Raw genomic sequence first — 20,729 nt, forward strand, 5'->3', positions numbered from 1 at the left:
TGGTACTCCCCAGGATGATTCATGTTGGCCTACACCCTCTAGCGGCTAGAGGAGCAAGCGGTATTTTCATCGATCGGGTAATTTTCTTGGTGCGTGCGTCGGGCTTGAATTCGCCTTGAACGGTCGCCATGCTCAAGGGACTAGAGGAGAGAGACATGCACTCGATGTCCATCAAAGACGCCGCGCGCGAAAGCGGTGTGAAAGTGCCCACGATTCGGTACTACGAGCAAATTGGACTGCTGGCGTCGCCGCAACGAGACGGCGGAAATCGACGCGTCTTCCAGATCGACGACTTGAGACGCCTGGCCTTTATTCGACATGCGCGCGAGCTTGGCTTTGAAGTAGATGCGATCCGCACGCTCCTCGAACTGCAAGACCGACCAGACCAGCCCTGCGCAACAGCCGATGCAATAGCCCAGGCCCGGCTGATTGAGGTCAACCAGAGGATCAGAAGCCTGTTGGCTCTCAAAACCGAGTTGGAGCAGATGGTGGAAGGATGCCGTCACGGACATGTGTCCGAATGCCGGGTCATCGAGGTTCTGGCCGACCACGCGAAATGCGTTCACGACCATCACTGACTGGAGGAAACGATGACGATCGGTGAAGGGCTTGGTATCCTGGTGATGTGGGCCTACCTGATGGGTTTCATGGTACTGACGGCAACCGCCGCCAAGAAAGCCGGCCGCCCGGTCTGGCTCTTCGGTGTCGGCAAGGAGCGTCAGGCGCTTCCCGCTTTGCTCTTCAGGTTGACGTTCATATTCGGGGCCATCTATCCACCGCTCTGGGAGGCGTGGTCCATCTACAGCGGGCGGACGCAACTGTGGTCCAGCCTTCATGATGGAACTCTCGAAATCTTCGGCCTTCTCGTCATGGCGATCGGCGTGGTGCTAGCCTTGGCGGCCCAACGGCACATGGGGGCGTCCTGGCGGATTGGTGCAGCCGAAGGCCATCAGGGCGCGATTGTGGACGACGGGCCTTTCGCGATCTCGCGCAATCCGGTGTTTGTCGGCCAGGCTCTACTTTTTATCGGGTCACTTGCCGTCTTCCCGTCCGAACCTCAGGCCGTTGCCGTGGCGGCGCTTCTCGCCGCCATTCATCTTCAAGTCGTCATCGAGGAGCGCGTGCTCGCTGCCGAACTCGGTCAGCCTTACGCCGACTACAAGCTGCGCGTCAGACGCTGGCTGTGAGATCGAACTCAGAAGGCCCGAGAGTCCACTGAGGTAACTATGGCCGTCGTTCTTATCGTTTCGTCAGGACCCGATCACGGATCATCAGAAACGTCCTCTCGACACAGAACCAGAGAACGGCCGCCACGACGAAGCTGGTTGAGAGGTAGACAAGAAATCCGAGGCCTCCCTCCAGGTTTTCCTTTCCGAACAATACGCGATCGATGTGGAACGTCGACTTGTGCGTTAGATAGAGGCTGTAGGAAAGCGTGGCTACCATGGCCGTTCCCGGGATCGACCACCCCTTTAACTCAGGTTCGAGATCGAGCATTGCTCCCAGCAAGAGTGCGATGCCCATCGATATGATCGGGAAACCCAACACTGCTCCCAGTTCGGCCTGAAAAACGGGAAAGACATTGCTGCCCTCGAGCGGTCCGCGTAATGAGAACACATAGAGCGCCACAGCGACCAAACCGATGCCGACGGGTATCGCGACGCTCGGATGGGCATAGCGGCGATAGTGCTCCGGTTTGTAGAACCTCGCCGCCGCCAACAGAACGCCGAACAACAGGCCGTCGATCCGGGTGTAGCTCGGATAGTAGACATCCCGGAGATAGACAGCGAAGGCCTCCCGGAACTTGGCGGCTTCGACGAGTTGCCGGACTTCACCCTCCCAGAGCGCGAACCGTACGATTATCCCGGTTGCCACCAAGGAAGCGACCAGCCAAAGGGTCGTCTTCATACCAAGTCGACCGCGAAACGCGAGCAGGAGCAACGGCAGTATCAGATAGAAGTGTTCCTCGACACAGAGCGACCACGCCTGGGAAAACGCATTGCCTTCTCGCGGATCGAAGCCGAAATTGACTGTGAAGGTGGCGAAGCTCCAGAGAGGCTGCATATTCGCACTGTCGCGCACTATGGGGAATAGAGCGTAGGCCGCGAGCACGACGAAGAAGGCGGGAAATATGCGGAACGCCCGACGCAAATAGAAGGACTTGAAGTCGATACGGCCGGCTGCGCCGATCTCTTTGAACAGCTGAGTACCAATGAGATAGCCGCTGAGGACGAAGAAGATGTCGACACCGAGCCAGGCGTAGTTTCGAACTCCGACCAGGAACGAGGGTGTCGCCTCTACGGGGATATGCACGAGCATGACAAGCAGAATCGCCAGCGCCCGCAATGTGTCCGGGCCGACGAGGCGAGTCTTGACCGAAACAATGACAGATGTCCTGACCTCGACGGAAGGAACGGATATAGGCTCGTAGGTGGCAATATGGGTCATGGGCAATCCATAAAATGAATGATGTAATGCCGACCGCGGTGGCGCGGCGAGAACGGCCGAATTCATTGCACGGATCACCTTAGGCGATCTTGGAAAGAACATATTAAGCTAAACGTTTCGTAAATTTGGACGGTTTGGGGCGGGCAACATCACTCGATCGAGCTGACCGGGATGTCGTCGGGGCAGTTCTCGATCTCGACCCAACGGCCAGTGTCGCTCGCGGATTGGCGTTTGAGATAGTGGTAGGGCGTCTCGGACCAGCTCTTGACCTCGGTGTCGAGATTATCGAGGACGAAGTCACCGTCGGTGGTGCTCAAGGTCAACACCGCATGGCCCGTGCCGTCATATTTCCGCACGACCGTGATCAGGAGATCGGCCTCGGAGAAGCCGCGTGCGAGAAGCAGCTTGCGCTTCTCCAGGACATAGTCTTCGCAGTCCCCGACATTGACCGGGTAGGCCCAGACCTCGGTGCGCCCGAAAATCTCGTCGTCGGTCATCGGCGCAATCCGCGCGTTCACCTCGGTGTTCACCTGCCTGATCGCAGCCCATCCTGCCTCGGTGACCTGCGCCTTGGAGCGCCGGATCGACTTGACCGAGCATTCATCCACGTAGCGTTTACAGAATTCGTAGTGGCCGATGGGTTGCGACGTGATCCTGCCGATGCGCATGAATGGCTCGCGGTCGGGAACGGCGAATTCAGGAGCGGCGACCGCGCCCACCGCGATTGCAGAAACTACGGTGGCAACGACTACAACCCACTTCGCTCTCATGTTCCGTCCCCGGCATGATTAACGAAGCGTTAATACCCCGGCAGCGCGGTTGCGAGCAATCCGCCAAATGGCTCGGTTGGGATCGTGGTTAACGTTGGTGCGTCAACTGCCTACAGCGACGTCGTAGAGCAACTTGATGTTCAATCCGGCGATAAAGACCGCGATGGCAAAGGCCCCAACGGAGAGCCATCGGGGCGCGACGAGTTCTCCCATCTTCGCCTTGCTGGCTGTGAACATGACCAGCGGAAAGACCGCGAACGACAACTGCAGCGACAGCACGACCTGAGAGAGGATCAGGAGTTTCGCCGTGCCGCCTTCGCCATACCAGATCGTGACGATGGCAGCCGGGACGATCGCAATGGCGCGTGTGATCAGGCGACGCATCCATGGGGGCATCCGGAATTGGATGAAGCCCTCCATAACAATCTGGCCAGCCAAAGTCGCCGTCACGGTCGAATTGATGCCGCAAGCGAGCAGCGAGATTCCGAACAATGCGGGAGCAATCGCGAACCCGAGGATAGGAGCCAGGAGGGAATGGGCTTCGCCCAGTTCGGCGACTTCAGACCGCCCCGTGGTGTGGAAGGTCGCGGCGGCGAGGATCAGGATCGATGCGTTCACCAGCAGGGCGAACATCAGGGCCACCGTTGAGTCGATGGTCGCATAGGTCAGCGCCTGACGTTTTTCTCGCACGCTTTCGCCGATCTCGCGGGTCAGAACGATCCCCGAGTGAAGATAGAGATTGTGCGGCATGACGGTCGCACCGAGGATGCCGAGGGCAAGATAGAGCATCTCGGGGTTCTTGAGGATTTCCGTCGTCGGCGCGAAGCCGCGGATGACATCCCCCCAAACGGGATCAGCGAGAGCGATCTGGACGAAGAAACAAACCGCGATGACGCCGAGCATCCCCATGATGAAGGCTTCGATCCAACGGAAGCCGAGTTTCTGGAGATAGAGGATAAGGAAGACGTCGAGCGCCGTGATAATGACGCCGATTTCGAGCGGAATGCCGAAGAGCAGGTTGAGGCCGATGGCCGTGCCGATCACCTCGGCTATGTCCGTGGCGATAATGGCGAGTTCGGCCAATAGCCAGAGCACATAGGCGACGGGTTTCGGAAAGGCATCTCGGCAGGCCTGTGCGAGGTCGCGGCCGGAGGCGATGGCAAGCCTGGCCGAAAGCGACTGAAGCACGATCGCGATGATGTTCGAGATCAGGGCGACGCTCAAAAGCGTGAAGCCGAATTTGGAGCCGCCCGCGATGGATGTCGCCCAGTTTCCGGGGTCCATGTAGCCGACCGCGACCATGTAGCCCGGACCGATGAAAGCCGCCATTCGCCGGAAGTGCGAAGCGTTCGGGGCGACCCTGATGGACTTGTAGACGTCGGCGAGCGGCGGCTCGCCACGCTCGGTTCGCCAGCCCCCCGACCTCCAGTTAACGTTCGCATCCATGGGTTTGCTCATTATTGCTATTGAGAATTATTCTCAATATACGCAGATCATTGGCTTTGGCAAGCTGGCCGCCGGGTCAAAAGAGAAGGTGTCCTCAGGGGATGGCCAAGGGACTTTGATCTCGGCTGCAAGCCCGAACCTGTTGTCCCTCAGGCACTTCGGACTTCAATTGGTGGCGCATCCGTGCGCCCAATTTGCTCGACGTACGGGAGCAGCCACGAATGACCACGATGAGCATCGACATTCTCCACGAAACCGAGGCGAGGTCGTACCTCTCTCGCTTCGCAGACATATTGATAGACTGCGTAGAAGGCGGCGCTTTGATTGGACACGTCTTGCCGATCGACCGAGCAATTGTCGAGGCCTATTGGGTGAGCGTCGTAGCATCGGTGGCAGCCGGAGAGCGTCTTCTCATATGCGCGGCCGTCGACGGCCAGATCGCAGGGACCGTCCAGCTCTACTTGTCACCGGAGGCCAACGCCCCCCATCGAGGCGAAGTCTACAAGTTGCTCGTCCATCGAGACTACAGAAACCGCGGCATCGGCGAGGTGCTCATGCTCGCTCTTGAGACGGAAGCCCGACGGCGCGGGCGTTCTGTGCTACTCCTCGACACCGTCCAGGATGGCGCTGGCGAACGCCTCTATCGACGGCTCGGGTGGCAGGAGATTGGTGTAGTTCCGCGGCACTTCGTCGACCCTTGGGGGCAATTTCGGGCCTCCGTCTACATGATGCGCTTCCTAGATTAGGACATCCGAAGTCCGACAAAGTTCGTTGACAAAATCCATATATCCATTAGTCTGGATATATGGATGAGATTCAGACGATCGCGGCGCTTGCCGCCCTGGCCCAAGCCACTCGGCTCCAGACGTTCAGGCTTCTGGTCGCGCGGGAACCCGACGGCGTTCCGGCTGGAGAGCTGGCGCGCCTGATCGGCGTGCCGCAGAACACGATGTCGGCGCACCTTTCGATCCTCGCCAATGCCGGGCTTGTCCGCGGCGACCGCCAGAGCCGCTCGATCATCTACCGTTCCGACCTAGAACGATTCCGCGAAGTCACCCTCTACCTGATCCGGGACTGCTGCGGCGGCAACGCCGAACTTTGCGCTCCGTTGATCAAGGAACTGACCCCCTGCTGTCCTCCAAAGGAGGCGGCCCACTCCAGCTGAGCCAACCAGAGAAACGACGATGACCGACAAGATTTTCAACGTGCTCTTCCTGTGCACGGGCAATTCCGCACGTTCTATCCTCGCCGAAGCCATCCTCAACCGGATCGGCCAGGGCAAGTTCAAGGCCTATTCCGCAGGGTCGCATCCGAAGGGCGAGGTCCATCCATACACCATCCAGCTCCTCAAGACCCTCAACTACAACACCGACTTCGCACGGTCGAAGAACTGGGACGAGTTCGCCGCGCCCGGTGCGCCACAGATGGACTTCGTCTTCACGGTCTGCGACAGCGCGGCAGCCGAGTCCTGTCCGGTGTGGCCGGGGCAGCCGATGACGGCACATTGGGGCATTCCCGATCCGGCGTCTGCGGAGGGCACGGAGGCGGAGCGGCATCTGGCGTTCGACGACGCCTACCGGATGCTCAACAACCGGATCGGCATCTTCACGAGCCTGCCGATGACCTCGATCGACAAGCTCGCCCTGCAGAAGCGGCTCGACCAGATCGGCCGCGACACGACGAAGGCGAACTGAGGTGACGTTCGACATCCGCCGCCGGCTGGCGGCCGAGGCGCTCGGTACCGCGATTCTAGTCGCGACGGTGGTCGGCTCCGGCATCATGGCCGACAAGCTCTCCGACGACGTCGCCATTTCCCTTCTCGGCAACACTTTGGCGACCGGGGCTATCCTGGTCGTCCTGATCACAATCCTCGGGCCGATCTCGGCGCACTTCAATCCGGTCGTCAGTCTGGTGGCCGCGATCAAGCGGGACATCACATTGTCGGAAGCGGCCGCCTATGCCCTCGTGCAGATCGTCGGTGGCATCGCGGGAACATGGATCGCACACGCGATGTTCGACTTGCCGATCTTCCAGGTGTCGGAAACGGTCCGGACCGGAATGCCGCAGTGGACGGCCGAGGCCGTGGCGGCCTTCGGCCTGTTGTTCACGATCCTCGGCGGCGTGAGGTTCAGGCCGGACTCAGTGGCTTGGCTGGTCGGGCTCTACATCACCGCAGCGTACTGGGCCACCTCGTCGACGAGCTTCGCCAATCCGGCAGTGGCGATCGCGAGAAGCCTCACCAATACGTTCAGCGGCATCCGCCCGCTGGACCTTCCCGGTTTCGTCATCGCCGAGACTGTCGGCGCGCTGCTGGCCGCCGCGCTTGCCTCATGGCTGTTCGCCGGGAACCGCCCCACCTTTTCACCAAAAGAGGTCGTATGACAATGGATGTCACCATCTACCACAATCCCGAATGCGGGACATCGCGCAACACGCTGGACCTGATCCGTCATGGCGGCATTGAGCCCACCGTGATCGAATATCTCGTCAACCCGCTGTCACGTACCAAGCTGGTCACCATGATTGCCGACGCGGGGCTCACCATCCGGCAAGCGATCCGCGAGAAAGGCACGCCCTATGCCGAACTCGGTCTCGACAATCCCTCGCTGACCGACGACCAGTTGCTCGACGCCATGCTCAAGGACCCGATCCTGATCAACCGACCGTTCGTCGTCACGCCGCTCGGCACCCGGCTTTCCCGTCCGTCCGAGGTCGTTCTCGACATCCTGCCCACCGACATCTTCCACGGTCCTTTCACGAAGGAAGACGGCGAGCAGGTTCTGGACAAGGGAGGCAAGCGCATTGTCTGATCTGCCAGCGGCTGACAGCCGCCATCTGCGCCTTCCCGACGTCGAAGCGTTGCGTCCCGCATTCTCCACCCATCGGCCCCGCCTCCTGATCCTCTATGGATCGCTCAGGCAGGTGTCCTAAAGCCGTCTCTTGGCGCAGGAGGCCGGGCGGCTCCTCGAGCATTTCGGGGCGGAGGTCCGGTTCTTCGATCCGTCGGGCATGCCGCTTCCTGACGACGCGCCCGCGAGCCATCCAAAGGTGCAGGAGCTTAGGCAGCTCTCCGAATGGTCCGAAGGCCAGGTCTGGGTCAGCCCGGAGCGCCACGGAGCCATCACGGGGATCATGAAGGCGCAGATCGACTGGATTCCGCTCTCCATCGGCGCGGTCCGGCCAACGCAAGGCAAGACGCTCGCCGTCATGCAGGTCTCAGGCGGCTCGCAGTCGTTCAACGCCATCAACACGATGCGTTTGCTCGGCCGCTGGATGCGGATGATCACGATCCCGAACCAGAGCAGCGTCGCCAAGGCTTTCCAGGAATTCGACGCCGACGGTCGGATGAAGCCGTCGTCCTACTACGACCGGGTCGTCGACGTCTGCGAGGAACTCGTCAAGTTCACACTGCTGACGAGGGACTGCGCGGCCTACCTCACCGACCGTTACAGCGAGCGGAAGGAGAATTCCGCAGAACTGGAGGCGCGGGTGAATTTGAAGACGGCGACCTGATGCCCGTTGGCGCTTAGCTGGCGACATGATAGGTCGCCAAGGCACGGGGAGATGGACATGACGCAGAGCAAGGCGGGGGCTTTCGGGGGCGGCGCGGTGATCGGCGCTTTGGGAGGCCTGATAGGTCTCGGTGGGGCCGAGTTTCGCTTGCCGCTCCTGATCGGCGTCTTCGGTTTCCAGGCGCTAGAAGCGGTCATCCTTAACAAGGCGATGAGCCTCGTCGTCGTGGCGACTGCGTTGCCGTTCCGGGCGTCCACGATCCCGTTCTCGGACGTGTTTTCCCATTGGTCCGTCATCGTCAATCTCCTCGCGGGGAGCCTTCTCGGAGCGTGGGTCGGCGCGGGATGGGCAACCCGGTTGAAATCGGAGACGCTCTATCGCGTCATCGCCGTTCTACTTCTAATGATCGCCGTGGTTCTGGTCCTCGGCCATCAACCCGGCGGCGATGGCCGTCCGGCGTTCTCCGGCCTCGCGCAGATCATCGCCGGAATAGCCGCGGGCTTCGTGATCGGCGTCGTGGCCTCGCTCCTCGGTGTCGCCGGAGGCGAGTTGTTGATCACCACGCTTATCCTGCTCTTCGGCATCGACATCAAGCTTGCGGGTAGCCTATCGCTCGCGGTGAGCCTGCCGACCATGGTCGTCGGCTTCACCCGCTACAGCCGCGACAGCAGCTTCGCCGTCCTCGGCCGGAACCGCACTTTCCTGCTCGTCATGGCGGCCGGTTCCATCCTCGGGACTTTCATCGGCGGCCGACTTCTGGGCCTGGTGCCGGAAGCCATCCTGCTCCCGTTGTTGGCCGCAATCCTCGTGATATCGGCCGTGAAGGTCTGGCGGCACAAATAGTCACCGGAACACTGCTACGAGACCGCTTGGTGCTCTTCCCGCGCCGCCTCCCAAACCTCCTTGGCAGCATCGAGGTTCATGTAGGCAATGCCGAAGCCCACCACGAGATCGGGCCACACCGAATTCCACAGGAACGCCGTCACCAAGCCCGCGGCGATGATCGCGACGTTCGCGAACGCATCGTTGCGCGCCGACAGGAACGCGGCCCGCGTGAGAGAGCCGCTGTGGTGGCGGTAAGAGGCCAGGGCGTAGGCGCATCCCAGATTGACCGCCAGTGCGCCAAGACCTGCCATGGAAAGCGCGAACGGCTCTGGCGGCAGCGGGTTCATGAACTTCTGCCAAGCGGTCCAGAGAAACGCCAAGGCAGGTGCCAGCAGGATCAGCGCCAAGACCATGCCGACACGGGCTCGGTTTCGCGCCGACCAGGCCACGGCGAAGAAAATGAGCAGATTGACCGAGGCGTCTTCGAGAAAGTCAGCGCTGTCGGCCAGCAATGAAGCCGAGCCTATGGCGAGCGCGACCGTGAATTCGATCCCGAAGTAGGCAAGGTTGGCGATCGCAACAAACAGGACGACACGCCGCAGGTCCGTGTCAACGGTCGTCATTTGCCATCGCTCCAAAGATCGACCCATACGGGGAGAGATCGTAACACAGACATTCTAGCTGCAGCACCCCTTTGCCTGCGGCTTCGACATGTCCTCAAAGATCACGCAGTCGACACCTGGGCCGCCGGCGCAGGCTTCGTCGCAACGCTTGACGAAGCCCTGGAGCTTGGTCTCCAGCGAGCGCAATTCGGCGAGCTTGGCTCGGACTTCGTCGAGATGGAGTTGGGCGATGTCGCGGGTTTCCACGCAATCGCGATCCCGACTGACCGACAACTCAACCAGCAGCCTGACGCGCTCGATCGAAAACCCGAAATCCCGGCACTGCTTGATGAAGGTCAGCCGCTCGACATCTGCCTCGGAATAGTGCCGCTGACCGCTCTCGGTCCGCCGCGCTGGCGGCAGAAGACCGATCTCCTCGTAGTATCGGATGGTGGGCGTGGTCAGGCCCGTGGCCTTGGCGAGCGCCCCGATGGTGAACACGCGGATGTGAAGATTCATGGCCGATTTTTCTCCTTGCCCTTCAAGTTACTTGAAGGATTACGGTTTGGCCAGTCCAACAGGAGAAGGTCGAACATCATGCAGACGTCCACCAAGATCGCGGCCACCGGAGGCGCGGCTCTCGCCGCCTGCGCCGCGTGTTGCGCGGTCAGCATCGTGCCCTCCGCCATAGCGGGGGTAGGCTTTGCCGCAGTCGGCGGCGCGGTCGCCGCATGGGGTGTTCCCGCGCTTCTGCTCGCCGTGCCGATCGGCATGTACCTGATGATCCGCAAGCCGTCGACATCGAAAGAGGTCCCCGCGACGAGCGCCATTGGCACGCCGCTGTCGTCCGGATGTGGCTGCGGCCCTTCGTGCGATTCCACGAAGGAGTCGTCGCCGATCGCCTGCACGCTCGACGCGGGTGACTTCAAGGCGCGAACGGCGTCGATCCGCGATCTCGCCCGGCGTTCGCTCCTCAAGTCCTCGCGTGGCCGCCTCACGCTGTCGCTCGTCTACGCCGCCGATGCAGCCGATGAGGTCGCCGAACTCGTAGCAAAGGAGAGAGCCTGCTGTGCCTTTCTCGACTTCGACAGGACGATCAGGGCCGACGGCGTCCATCTCGTCATCACTGCACCCGAGAGCGCCGCTGAGGCGGCCGACATGCTCTTCGACCACTTCTCGCCAGACCTCGCGCACGCTATCGATCAGAAGGAACCCGCATGATGATGAACCGCCGTAGTTTCCTCGCCGCCACCATGGCGCTCTCGGTCATGCTGCCGGGCCTCGCGCTCGCCGACGAGACCGACACCGCAATCCAGGCGGGCGGCCCCGTCCTCGTCCACGTCACCGCCCCCTGGTGCGAGACCTGCCAGGCGCAGAAGCCCATCGTCGCCGAGCTTCTCGACAAGCCGGACTTCAAAACGCTCAGGAAGGTCGACGTCGACTTCGACAGCCAGAAGGATGTCCTCGCCAAGCTCCGGGTGACGACGCAGAGCACGATGATCGTATTCAAGGACGGCAAGGAGATCGACCGACAGATGGGCCAGACCGATCCGGCAGAGATCGAGGCGCTGTTCCGGAAGGCGCTGTGACGGATGCTGGCGCTGGCTTTTCTCGCTGGGGTCCTCTCTGTCCTCTCGCCCTGCGTCCTACCGCTCATGCCCGTCGTCCTCGCCGGGGCGGCGGCGGAGCACAGGTTCGCGCCGCTGGCGCTCGCGGCCGGGTTGGCGCTGTCCTTCACAGGCATCGGCATGTTCGTGTCGACGCTCGGCTTCGCTCTCGGCCTCGACATGGACACCTTCAGGATCGCGTCGGCGGTTCTCTTGGTCGTCGCCGGCGCGGTGCTCGCGCTGCCGCGGTTCCAACCGGCGCTGGCCGCGGCGGCGGGTCCGATTGGCGATCTCGCCCAACGAAGGCTCGGCGGTTTCTCCGGGGCGGGTGTCGGCGGTCAGTTCGCGGTCGGCCTGCTGCTCGGAGCGGTCTGGACACCGTGTGTCGGCCCGACGCTTGGCGCGGCTTCGGTCATGGCGATCCGGGGCGAGAGCCTCTGGACCTCGGGCGCGACCATGGCCGCATTCGGGATCGGCACCGCCGCTCCCTTGCTCGCGCTTGCCGCCGTTTCGAGGGAGGCGCTACTTCGTTGGCGTGGCAGGCTCGTCGGTGCCGCGCGCGGCCTGAAGTCAGCTCTCGGCATCCTCCTGGTTTTCGCGGGCGTCATGACCCTGACGGGATGGGATCGACACCTTCAGACCTATCTCGAAGGCATGGTGCCCGACTGGCTGTCCGCCATCTCCACCAGCCTCTGAAACAGCCGGAGGCGGTGGCCTCCGGCCCACCGAACAAGAACAAAGGACATCGATGCTCACCTTTCTCGCCTATGCGGGCGCTGCGCTCGCCGAAATCGCCGGATGCTTCTCCTTCTGGGCTTGGCTCCGCCTCGACAAGTCACCGATCTGGCTGATCGCGGGCATGGCCTCGCTCGCTCTCTTCGCCTACTTGCTGACGCTCGTCGACAGCGACGCGGCAGGCCGGACCTACGCGGCTTATGGCGGCGTCTATATCGTCGCGTCGGTCCTTTGGCTCTGGATCGTTGAGGGGAGTCGACCAGACAGGTGGGATGTCTCCGGTGCCGCCATTTGCCTTGTCGGGACCGCCGTCATCCTAGTAGGTCCGCGGGCCACTTGAGCTTATTTCGAAGATTGTCGAAATACCAGTTGACGCATATTGCGAGGCCGCGTAGCTTATTTCCATGATCATCGAAAAAGCAGCATCCCAACTCGAAGCGCTCGGCAACGAGTCCCGCCTGAAGATTTACCGCACGCTCGTCCGGGCGGGTCGCCGGGGCATTCCCGTCGGTCAGCTTCAGGAGCGTGTCGGCATTCCTGCCTCGACTCTGTCGCACCATCTCAAGCGGCTCCTGGACACGGGCCTCGCCTCGCAGGAGAGGCAGGCGACGACCCTGATCTGCCGGGCCGACTATTCGAGCATGCAGTCGCTGATCGGCTTTCTCATGGACGAGTGCTGCGCCGACGAGGGATGTGCTGCGGCGAACAACGAAGACGAGGCGGCGGCATGATCCACCCCTTTTTTTGATCCTATAATTCGATCCTTCTGGAAATATAAAAGGAGAGTGGAATGACACAGAATGCAGAGCTTCCCGTGGCGGTCATCGGAGCCGGACCCGTCGGCCTCGCAGCCGCCGCACGCCTGATCGAGCGCGGCATCGAGCCGCTCGTCTTCGAGAAGGGGGCGTCCGCCGGAGCGGCTGTGCTCGAATGGGGCCATGTCCGGGTCTTCTCTCCTTGGAAGTACAACATCGACGACGCAGCGCGCGTTCTCCTCGAAGATGCGGGCTGGTCGAAGCCCGATCCCGACTATCACCCCAACGGAAAAGAAATCGTCGATGGTTATCTCGCGCCGCTCTCCAAGGTTCCGCGGATAGCCCAGGGCCTGAAGCTCGGCGCGACGGTGACGGCGATCACCCGCAAGGGCCTGAGCAAGGTCGGCTCAAAGAACCGCGACGCGGCCCCGTTCGTCGTTCGCTACGAGCAGGACGGCATCGAGAAGAACGTCCTCGCCGTCATCGACGCCTCTGGCACCTGGGGCCAGCCGAACCCGCTCGGCGTCGACGGGCTGATAATTCCGGGCGAAGGGTCTTTCAGCTACCTGTCCTACGGCATCCCCGACGTCGTCGGCGCGCGCCGGAGCGAGTTCGCGGGCAAGCGGACGCTGGTCGTCGGCAGCGGCCATTCCGCAATCAACGTCGCGATCGCGCTCATGGAACTGCAGGACGCCGATCCCGCGACCGAAATCTTCTGGGCGCTCCGCCACGACGGCGTCGACTGCCTGCTGGGCGGCGGCCTGAACGACAAGTTGCCGGAACGTGGCGCGCTCGGCCTCGCCGCCAAACAGGCGATGGAGGACGGCCGCCTCAACATGCTGACCTCGTTCTCCGCCGACTCCATCATGACCGACGGCGGCCCGACCGTGCTGGCGCAGGCGGGCGGGGAGCGTATCCAGCTGTCGATCGACCAGATCGTGGTGACGACCGGGTTTCGGCCGGACTTCGGCTTTCTCCGTGAACTCCGCGTCGAGGTCGACCCTGTCGTCGAAGCGCCCCCGGCGCTGGCACCGCTTATCGATCCCAACCTGCATTCCTGTGGCACCGTCCCGCCGCACGGCGTCGAGGAGCTGTCGCATCCCGAGAAGGACTTCTACATCGTCGGCATGAAGTCCTACGGCCGTGCGCCGACCTTCCTGATGAAGACCGGATACGAGCAGGTGCGCTCGGTCGTCGCCGAGATTGCCGGGGACCATGTGGCTGCGCGGCGCGTCGAATTGGTCCTGCCGGAGACGGGCGTCTGCTCGGTGACGACCACGTCGAATACAACGGAGGCTGGTTGCTGTGGAGGTCCGGCCCCGGCCGATGTCGACGCCTGCTGTGTCGCCGACGCTGTCGCCAAGGACGAAGGCAAGTCGGGATGCGGGTGCGGCTCGAAGGCTGCGCCCGAGAAAGTGGCTGAGAGCGTGTGATGCCTGAAGCGAAACTGCCCATGTGGGCGCTTGCCGGACTGGGGGCGACCCAGATCGTCGGATACGGCACCCTCTATTATTGCATCAGCATCCTCGTCCCCGACATCGCGCGTGATCTCGCGGTGTCGGAACCTTGGGTCTTCGGGGCGTTCTCGGTGGCGCTGCTGGTCGGGGCCTTCGCGGCTCCGACATCCGGCAAGCTGGCCGACCGATGGGGCGCAGGCCGCGTGATGGCCGTGGGATCGATCGGGTCAGCCGCCACGTTGGTCCTGACGGCGCTCGCGCCGGGAGCCTGGACATTCGCCGTCGCGCTCGCCCTGATGCAGATCGTGTCGGCAGGCGTGCTCTATTCGACCGCCTTCACTGCGATTGTCCAGGCGGGTGGCCGCAAGGCTCAGACCTCTATCGTCCACCTGACGCTCATCGCCGGATTCGCCTCGTCCTTGTTCTGGCCGCTGACGACATGGCTCCATGCCATGATGTCGTGGCGGGAAGTGCTTCTGCTGTATGCCGCCCTCCATGTCGTCGCGTGCCTTCCAATTCACTGGGCGCTCGCCAGGCTGACCTCCGGCGCGGTCACGGTGGCGCGCCTCACGGACCTCCCTGTGGAGGCGGCGGTCGCCCATCGCAACGGCAGCCTCGTCTTCCTGTTCATGCTGCTCGGTTTCGCGATCGAGGGCTACGCGCTCTCGGCGATGCTGGTGCATATCGTGCCATTGACGCAGGCCCTTGGTCTCGGCGCTACCGGGCTTCTGGTGGCATCCCTGTTCGGCCCGGCGCAGGTCGCGAGCCGCCTGATCAATCTCGTCTTCGGAAGCGGCCTGTCGCAGGTTTGGCTCGCAGTCATCGCGGCGGTTCTGATGCCCATCGGCATCGTGGTCTTGCTGGCGACGACACCGTCATTCGCGGGGGCGGTCGTGTTCGCCATCCTCATGGGTCTCGGCTCCGGGCTAACGAGCATCGTCGGCGGAACGCTGCCGTTGGAACTGTTCGGCCGACTGGGATACGGATCACGGCTCGGGTGGTCGACATCGGCAAAGCAGGTGACATCGGGGTTGGCTCCGTTCGCGATGTCGATGTCGATGGCCGGGATCGGCGTGCCGATATCGTTGTGGGTCGTAACGGCGGCCGGGCTTGCCGGGGCTGCGGCGTTCGCTCTCATTGCCTTGCTTCAGACGCACGCCTTCCGTCAGGTCGCTGGATAGGCGTGTATCATCGTCAGTGTGGATGACTGCTATTGGCGCGTTGACGACCACCGGCTTTTCGCCGATGGCCGCCGAACTCAGAGCTCGATTTGCTCAGCAATTCGTAATGCGTCGTCGATCTCGATACCGAGGTAACGGACGGTGCTTTCTAGTTTGGTGTGGCCGAGGAGGATTTGGACGGCCCGCAAGTTTCCAGTCTTCTTGTAGATCAAGGCAGCCTTCGTCCGTCGCATAGAGTGAGTTCCGTAGGCACTCGCTTCGAGCCCAATGCTTCGGACCCATCGTTGCACAATGCGCGCGTATTGTCGGGTCGAGAGATGGGCCGACTGGCGACGCCTTCCTGGGAACAGATAGCTCCCTCCTGTCCTCTTCACCGACGGCAGCCATGCGGCGAGGGCGACTTTCGTTTGTTCTGTGACTTCGAACTGAACGGGGCGCTTTGTCTTCTTCTGGATGATCGTAGCCCGGTCCCTGATCGCGCTTCCGGACCAAAGGTCCTCCACTCTCAGTCTGACGAGGTCACACGCGCGAAGTTTGCTGTCGATTGCGAGATTGAACAGGGCCAGTTCGCGCGTTGCGCCGCTCATTTCGAGGCGGACGCGAATTGACCACACGTTCTTGGGCTGAAGCGGCCGCTTCTGGCCCACGAGAATACCCTTGTTCCATGGATGGCGGGTACGCGGTACATCGGACTCCATGACGGTTCCTCCGCCACGCCTCCCACCACATCGCTCCCCGCGAGCGTCGACAGAATATCACGACTTGACGGTTCGTGGCCCGAAGGAGACTTTCCAGGAAAGATGGCTGCCAAGCGACCTCCTAACGGGGTATTGCGAAGGATCAGTCCCTCGCGGTCGGGATAAACCTCGTAGCTCTCTCGCATGTTGACCAGGTTCTCGAAGGCTCCGACTTCTTGAGCGAAGCGCGCGGACCAGTCTCGTGGTTCGAAGCGGTAGAGGTTACACATGGCAAAAGTCTGCTTCCGCCGCCGATAATTGCGGCTTCACGCGTTTCGGTCAATCCGCTCGATAAGGACCTCGTTTCCGATCCTGTTGCCACAGCTGCAGCGAAGCTTGCCGCGCAGATTGAGCAGGTACTGATTGCCGATCTGGCGCTCGATCGCTTTCTTGTCGAGCCAGGAGACAGGGCCGCAAACCGCGCAGCGGCCGCCGAGCACCTCCCATTCCGAAAGGTTCTTCAAATTCTCGAAGGCTTCTGCCGTCATGGACACGGAAGGTCTTGACCCCGTGGCCATAGAAGCGGAAATCTGGGCCGCCGGAGTTTTGCATTTTGATCCTTGAAGGGACGAATCCACCGCCGGATTATTTACCTAGGTTTTGCGAGTTATAGGAAAATTGTCAAGGATTATCGGCGAGGTCGTGTGGCGCGCCAGCGACGCCGTTGCGACTGCGTGTCCAGAGGCAACGCTGAACTCTCAGGGCTAACGCGCCCTAGATCTCGATAACTGCGGTAGGATCGAATTTCCCATAAGATCGCTCTCCGGGGTAGCCGCGCGGATTGCAAATCAACCGTGTGCTGCCGATCTCATAGTCCAGCCGCGTGTGCACATGGCCATGGACCCAAGACGAGGGCCGAAACTCGTGTATCAGCGTTTCCATGTTGGAAGCGAAGCCGGCCGAGGTGATGTCGATCTTGTATTCAGGGGCGATCGCCTGCCAACTCGGCGCATGATGTGTGACAACGACCGTCTTTTCGGGTCTTCTGCTGTCGAGGAAAGCCGTCAGCCATCGTCTGGTCTCCCAATGGCGTCGGCTGGTGTGGTAGGACCGAAGCCGCATATACGGGTTCTTGGAATAGGCGATCTGCCGATAATCGTTCATGACCTGCTCAGCATGGTCCATGGCGAGCGCCCGTGACCCCATGATGTCGAAATCTGTCCAGAGCGTCGCGCCGAAGAACCAGACCCCGAAGATCTCGACGAAGCCATTTTCGAGGAAATGGAGGTTCGGGAACCGGGCTGCGGCCACCATCCCATTGGCGATGCCCTCCACGATGCTGGAATGGTAGAACTCATGATTGCCGGCAACGAAGACCACGGGCATATGTGGGCAGACATGCTCGCCCAACCACGCGATGCTGCGTTCGGGACCGCGGACATGGATGTCGCCTGCGACGACGCAGATATCGGCGTCGGGGATTGCGAGTGGTGTCTCCATCGAGCTGAACGCCAGATGGAGGTCCGAGAAGACCCATAGCTTCATGACGATCAGCCCGCCCGCGACTGCGGCTTGTCCTCTCGAAACCGAAAGGCGTGATCGAGTTGGAGGCGGGCCACGTCTTCAGCCGACAGGTTCCTAGCCTCGGCAAGACTGTCGGCCAAGGCGGACACGAAGTCTTTGTTCTCGCGGATGATCGTCCTTGTCTCCTCGAACGCCTGTTTCAGAAGCGCATCAACGCGCGACCAGATGGCGGGATTGAACTGACGGAGCCGGGCAAGCTGGCCGTTGCCCTTGAAGGGTTCGGAGACAAGGCTCTGGCCCATGCCATAGACTGCCTCGTATGAGGTCGCATAGTTCGTTGCGCGCACCAGATCAGAATTCTGGTGTCCGCCGCATCCGTCGCTGTGAGCACCAAAGAACTCGGTCTCGGACGCCATGCCGCCAAGCGTGATTTTGATTTCGTCGAGCAGAAAGCTCGGGCCCCGACCATGAAAGGGGATCTCAGTGAAACGGCAGACGCCGAGCTGATACTCCCCGCGATCTTCAAGATAGCGGTGGGCCAGGCGCAGCTCCATCAGTTCGCGCCCTAGCGTGAGCCCGACGACGGCGTGTCCCGCCTCGTGCAGAGCCGAGGCTCGAACCCTACCTTCTGGAATAAACGAGATCTTGGGCAGGCAGGCGCGGATGGCTTCCATTCCTACCTTTGTTCCGCTGTCACGTGCCCAGCGACGAATGACCCGAGCGAGCCTCTCGAGCGATGCGCCCGTATCTCCCTCGGTTGCCATGGCGATTTCCTCTCGAAAGTCGGTCGGTATGGTCCAATCGAGATACCTCTCAAGGATGAGGCAGCGATCGTCGGCACCCGGAGGATCGATCCGGATGTGCGTATCGATACGCCCGGGCCGGATCACAGCCTCATCGATGACGTCGATCCGGTTGGTGGTGGCGACCACCACCGTCCCCACACGCCTCTCGACCCCGTCCAGGCATTCCAACAAACCGTTGGTCACGCCTCTGAGATAATCACCTGTGTCGGACTCGAGGTCACGATTGCGGAAATTGTCCAACTCGTCGATCAGCAGAATGGATGCCTCGTATGCGGACGCCGTCTTGAAGGTTTCTCGCATGGCCTTGAGAGCGTCGCCTTGGTGACCGTGCGACTGCCACCGCGCATATGACCCGGAGACAAGAGGTACGTCACAGGCTTCTGCCAACAGACGGGCGAACCGGGTCTTGCCAGTACCCGGAGGACCGTAGAGCAGGATGCCCCGCTCGATCTCGGACCAAGGCAAAGCGCCCGCTCTAAACTTGGTGAGGTCGGCCACCATCTGCTTGCCCCATGCAGTCGCGTCCCCATAGCCCTCGAGGTCACGCAATGCTTTCGCCTGAGATTGGCGGCGTGCAGCCTCATCGATGTCAGCGTTGGACATCCTCATCTTCTTCGCCTGAGCAAGCCTATCGGCCGATTGCCGGATCGACTTGCCGTCACGAAACAGGATCCGAAGGTCTTTCCAGTCCGCCCGCGCAATAATGTCGGCAATCTCCTTGCCGATGACCTCACCTCGGATCAGTTTGATCGCGGAGGTCACCAGCCCTGCGTCCGGAGGCGCGAGCTTGATCAGGAACTCGCAGGCAAGTCGGAAATGCGTCGGGATGAGGTCTTCAGACGCGAACAAGAAGACATTCCGGTTATAGATCGTGGCGTCGCCGTGCATCCGCGTTAATAACGCGGTGCTGTCGGAAAACGCACAGACCGAAGTCTTGTCCTGGGCCATTCTGATGCCCCTCAGGTCCCGCCTGAGAAACAACCTCTCCGCCGCGAGTTCATAAGTGGATAATCTTTCAGGGTCGTCCACGACGATGCAGGCGACGAATGCCACATCGCGGTCGATCACAGACCTCAGCGCCCGCCGAAGCGCGCAGTGGGCCATCGCTTCTGGAAGACTTCCGATGTCATAGGGAAGGTTGCGCATCGGTCCACGTCTCAAAAATCGAAATCCAGATTGAAAGGTTGATACGGCTGACCGAGCCGGTACCAGCGTGACAGCGTCCGCGCGATGCCCGCCTTCTTGTCGAAATAGTAGAGCTCAGACGTCTTTACACGCTCTGTCCCAACGGTCGGATGGTCCCAGACGAAACCCTCCAGGCAGGCCGTTGGACGAACCGCAAGACTCCAATCTGTGATGTCGACGAATGAAGTAGATAGAGTGAATCCCTTGGTACCCACCCCGCGCAAGTCGGCTGCCAATGCTTCGAGCCTTATGGCCAGGTCTTCCCGTTGCAGGCGTCGAGGCCCATATTCAAACTCTGCAGCTGATACGTTCATACACCTCTCCAAACTCCTGAGGAGCAATCCGCTTCCCGGCATCAATGGCGCACAGATCGGAGGGCGTCTCCTCCAGTCGCACTGCATCTTTGTCGAGCTTTCCAGTCGGTCGCCCCATATCGCGCTTCACGACTAATGATTCGCTCCGTCTGATGCCCTTGTGTAGCGGTCGTCGGAGTTTTCGTCTAGCCCAAATGATTTATTTAAAATCCCATGGGATGGAGAATGCATCCTATTGGATTTGAAATCAATGCTCCGCGAAGTGTCGTTGACATGGGAAGACTTCAAGTCATTCCTCATTCCATGAGCGAAAAAGTCCCAGGAAACCTTCTGCGCGCGGCGAGGGAGCTGCTAGGGTGGAGTCAACGTGAGCTAGCTGACAGAGCAGGCTGCGGAATTGTCACCGTTCAACGTATCGAGAAAGGCGGGGCCTTTCACGTGGAGGGCACTCGCGACAAAATCGTTGGTGCGATCCAAAGCGCTGGAATTCGCTTTCTTCCCCAAACCTCGACTGAGGGTGCTGGTATACGGTGGGCGACGCCAGCTGACCAACCTGCGGAGCGACCCGCTATACACAGGGGCAGAAAGTCTGAAATTGATGCATAGTTCTATTTGGGCAGTCCTCAATATGCTCCGGGTTCTCTTTACGCGATGCATAGTTTACCGTGGCACGTTCCAAAACTTGTTGCCTCGCGAGTAAAATTAATCTATTGAATAATCACGGTACAGGCTGGGAAGCCGATGACCGTGAAGGGATAGAAAATGTCTTCCTTGGTGTTTGCGCCAAGGCTGCTTTCGCGGTGTTTTTATGCGTGTGTTGTGGGGAACGCCGAGTTTCTCCCTCTCCCTCTCCCTCTCCCTCTCCCTCTCCCTCTCCCTCTCCC

Annotated in this window: 26 protein-coding genes and 1 pseudogene; 16 read left to right on the forward strand and 11 right to left on the reverse strand. The window is 61.2% G+C overall.

Going from position 1 to position 20,729, the window contains the following annotated elements; genetic code table 11:
- Positions 1–155: 155 nt before the first annotated feature.
- On the forward strand, positions 156–578 hold the full coding sequence (locus tag E8Q41_RS20825) for a helix-turn-helix domain-containing protein (RefSeq protein WP_137157487.1): 423 nt from the start codon (positions 156–158) through the stop codon (positions 576–578).
- Positions 579–590: 12 nt separating this feature from the next.
- On the forward strand, positions 591–1,187 hold the full coding sequence (locus E8Q41_RS20830) for an isoprenylcysteine carboxylmethyltransferase family protein (protein WP_137157488.1): 597 nt from the start codon (positions 591–593) through the stop codon (positions 1,185–1,187).
- A gap of 52 nt (positions 1,188–1,239) precedes the next feature.
- On the opposite strand, the gene E8Q41_RS20835 is transcribed toward E8Q41_RS20830, so the two are convergent.
- The 3 genes from E8Q41_RS20835 to E8Q41_RS20845 all read right to left on the reverse strand — a co-directional run bounded on the left by E8Q41_RS20835 (position 1,240) and on the right by E8Q41_RS20845 (position 4,664).
- Entirely contained in the window at positions 1,240–2,448 is a 1,209-nt protein-coding gene (locus E8Q41_RS20835; RefSeq protein ID WP_137157489.1) for an acyltransferase, read from the reverse strand.
- Between the two features lie 149 nt (positions 2,449–2,597).
- Entirely contained in the window at positions 2,598–3,116 is a 519-nt protein-coding gene (locus tag E8Q41_RS20840) for a transglutaminase-like cysteine peptidase (protein WP_137157490.1), read from the reverse strand.
- A gap of 204 nt (positions 3,117–3,320) precedes the next feature.
- Positions 3,321–4,664, reverse strand: coding sequence for an Nramp family divalent metal transporter (locus E8Q41_RS20845; RefSeq protein ID WP_137157491.1), 1,344 nt, complete (start codon positions 4,662–4,664; stop codon positions 3,321–3,323).
- A 221-nt stretch (positions 4,665–4,885) separates the two neighbouring features.
- Between E8Q41_RS20845 and E8Q41_RS20850 the strand changes: the two genes are divergently transcribed.
- The 7 genes and pseudogenes from E8Q41_RS20850 (at position 4,886) to E8Q41_RS20880 (ending at position 9,020) form a co-directional block, all read left to right on the forward strand.
- Positions 4,886–5,410, forward strand: a complete 525-nt coding sequence (locus E8Q41_RS20850; protein WP_137157492.1) for a GNAT family N-acetyltransferase — start codon at positions 4,886–4,888, stop codon at positions 5,408–5,410.
- Positions 5,411–5,469: 59 nt separating this feature from the next.
- A complete protein-coding gene (locus E8Q41_RS20855; RefSeq protein WP_137157493.1) occupies positions 5,470–5,829 on the forward strand; it encodes a metalloregulator ArsR/SmtB family transcription factor in 360 nt (119 codons plus the stop codon).
- 19 nt (positions 5,830–5,848) lie between these two features.
- A complete protein-coding gene (locus E8Q41_RS20860; protein ID WP_137157494.1) occupies positions 5,849–6,358 on the forward strand; it encodes an arsenate reductase ArsC in 510 nt (169 codons plus the stop codon).
- Between the two features lies 1 nt (position 6,359).
- Positions 6,360–7,046 carry an MIP/aquaporin family protein gene (locus E8Q41_RS20865; RefSeq protein WP_137157495.1) on the forward strand — a complete coding sequence of 229 codons (687 nt, stop codon included), beginning with the start codon at positions 6,360–6,362 and terminating at the stop codon, positions 7,044–7,046.
- The gene (gene arsC / locus E8Q41_RS20870; RefSeq protein WP_137157496.1) at positions 7,043–7,474 is read left to right on the forward strand and encodes an arsenate reductase (glutaredoxin); all 432 of its coding nucleotides are present in this window, start codon (positions 7,043–7,045) and stop codon (positions 7,472–7,474) included. Before E8Q41_RS20865 ends, arsC begins: the two co-directional genes overlap by 4 nt.
- Positions 7,467–8,177 (forward strand): annotated as a pseudogene (gene arsH / locus E8Q41_RS20875) (arsenical resistance protein ArsH). Before arsC ends, arsH begins: the two are co-directional and overlap by 8 nt.
- A 57-nt stretch (positions 8,178–8,234) precedes the next feature.
- Positions 8,235–9,020 carry a sulfite exporter TauE/SafE family protein gene (locus E8Q41_RS20880; RefSeq protein ID WP_246660268.1) on the forward strand — a complete coding sequence of 262 codons (786 nt, stop codon included), beginning with the start codon at positions 8,235–8,237 and terminating at the stop codon, positions 9,018–9,020.
- Positions 9,021–9,034: 14 nt separating this feature from the next.
- On the opposite strand, the gene E8Q41_RS20885 is transcribed toward E8Q41_RS20880, so the two are convergent.
- Both E8Q41_RS20885 and E8Q41_RS20890 read right to left on the reverse strand, forming a co-directional pair.
- Positions 9,035–9,625: a cation transporter gene (locus tag E8Q41_RS20885; RefSeq protein WP_137157498.1), complete on the reverse strand. Its 591-nt coding sequence runs from the start codon at positions 9,623–9,625 to the stop codon at positions 9,035–9,037.
- A 54-nt stretch (positions 9,626–9,679) separates the two neighbouring features.
- Positions 9,680–10,123, reverse strand: coding sequence for a helix-turn-helix domain-containing protein (locus tag E8Q41_RS20890; protein WP_170976563.1), 444 nt, complete (start codon positions 10,121–10,123; stop codon positions 9,680–9,682).
- Between the two features lie 78 nt (positions 10,124–10,201).
- On the opposite strand from E8Q41_RS20890, the gene E8Q41_RS26000 reads away from it, so the two are divergent.
- From E8Q41_RS26000 to arsK, 7 genes are all read left to right on the forward strand, one after another.
- Entirely contained in the window at positions 10,202–10,825 is a 624-nt protein-coding gene (locus E8Q41_RS26000) for a hypothetical protein (RefSeq protein WP_246660269.1), read from the forward strand.
- Positions 10,822–11,193, forward strand: a complete 372-nt coding sequence (locus tag E8Q41_RS20900) for a thioredoxin family protein (RefSeq protein WP_246660270.1) — start codon at positions 10,822–10,824, stop codon at positions 11,191–11,193. The genes E8Q41_RS26000 and E8Q41_RS20900 overlap by 4 nt, the downstream gene beginning before the upstream one ends.
- Positions 11,194–11,196: 3 nt before the next feature.
- Positions 11,197–11,907: a cytochrome c biogenesis protein CcdA gene (locus E8Q41_RS20905; RefSeq protein ID WP_137157499.1), complete on the forward strand. Its 711-nt coding sequence runs from the start codon at positions 11,197–11,199 to the stop codon at positions 11,905–11,907.
- Positions 11,908–11,959: 52 nt separating this feature from the next.
- A complete protein-coding gene (locus E8Q41_RS20910; RefSeq protein WP_137157500.1) occupies positions 11,960–12,286 on the forward strand; it encodes a YnfA family protein in 327 nt (108 codons plus the stop codon).
- 64 nt (positions 12,287–12,350) lie between these two features.
- Positions 12,351–12,677 carry a metalloregulator ArsR/SmtB family transcription factor gene (locus E8Q41_RS20915; RefSeq protein ID WP_137157501.1) on the forward strand — a complete coding sequence of 109 codons (327 nt, stop codon included), beginning with the start codon at positions 12,351–12,353 and terminating at the stop codon, positions 12,675–12,677.
- Positions 12,678–12,736: 59 nt separating this feature from the next.
- A complete protein-coding gene (locus tag E8Q41_RS20920; RefSeq protein WP_137157502.1) occupies positions 12,737–14,134 on the forward strand; it encodes an NAD(P)-binding domain-containing protein in 1,398 nt (465 codons plus the stop codon).
- Positions 14,134–15,339, forward strand: a complete 1,206-nt coding sequence (gene arsK / locus E8Q41_RS20925) for an arsenite efflux MFS transporter ArsK (RefSeq protein WP_137157503.1) — start codon at positions 14,134–14,136, stop codon at positions 15,337–15,339. The genes E8Q41_RS20920 and arsK overlap by 1 nt, the downstream gene beginning before the upstream one ends.
- Positions 15,340–15,416: 77 nt before the next feature.
- Here the strand turns inward: arsK and E8Q41_RS20930 are convergent, their stop codons facing one another.
- From E8Q41_RS20930 to E8Q41_RS25760, 6 genes are all read right to left on the reverse strand, one after another.
- Positions 15,417–16,037 (reverse strand): tyrosine-type recombinase/integrase, encoded by a 621-nt coding sequence (locus E8Q41_RS20930; RefSeq protein WP_137157504.1) that lies wholly within the window; start codon positions 16,035–16,037, stop codon positions 15,417–15,419.
- A 305-nt stretch (positions 16,038–16,342) separates the two neighbouring features.
- Positions 16,343–16,570 (reverse strand): hypothetical protein, encoded by a 228-nt coding sequence (locus E8Q41_RS20935; RefSeq protein ID WP_137157505.1) that lies wholly within the window; start codon positions 16,568–16,570, stop codon positions 16,343–16,345.
- Between the two features lie 220 nt (positions 16,571–16,790).
- Positions 16,791–17,561, reverse strand: coding sequence for a metallophosphoesterase (locus tag E8Q41_RS20940; protein WP_137157506.1), 771 nt, complete (start codon positions 17,559–17,561; stop codon positions 16,791–16,793).
- A 5-nt stretch (positions 17,562–17,566) separates the two neighbouring features.
- Positions 17,567–19,492, reverse strand: coding sequence for an AAA family ATPase (locus E8Q41_RS20945; protein ID WP_137157507.1), 1,926 nt, complete (start codon positions 19,490–19,492; stop codon positions 17,567–17,569).
- 11 nt (positions 19,493–19,503) lie between these two features.
- On the reverse strand, positions 19,504–19,845 hold the full coding sequence (locus E8Q41_RS20950) for a DUF6634 family protein (protein WP_137157508.1): 342 nt from the start codon (positions 19,843–19,845) through the stop codon (positions 19,504–19,506).
- Between the two features lie 702 nt (positions 19,846–20,547).
- Positions 20,548–20,729, reverse strand: a 182-nt coding sequence (locus E8Q41_RS25760) for a hypothetical protein (protein ID WP_205910405.1), incomplete at its 5' end; no start/stop codon positions are given.

The organism is Rhizobium sp. FKL33 (genome assembly GCF_005222915.1).
Lineage (GTDB): Bacteria > Pseudomonadota > Alphaproteobacteria > Rhizobiales > Rhizobiaceae > Rhizobium_E.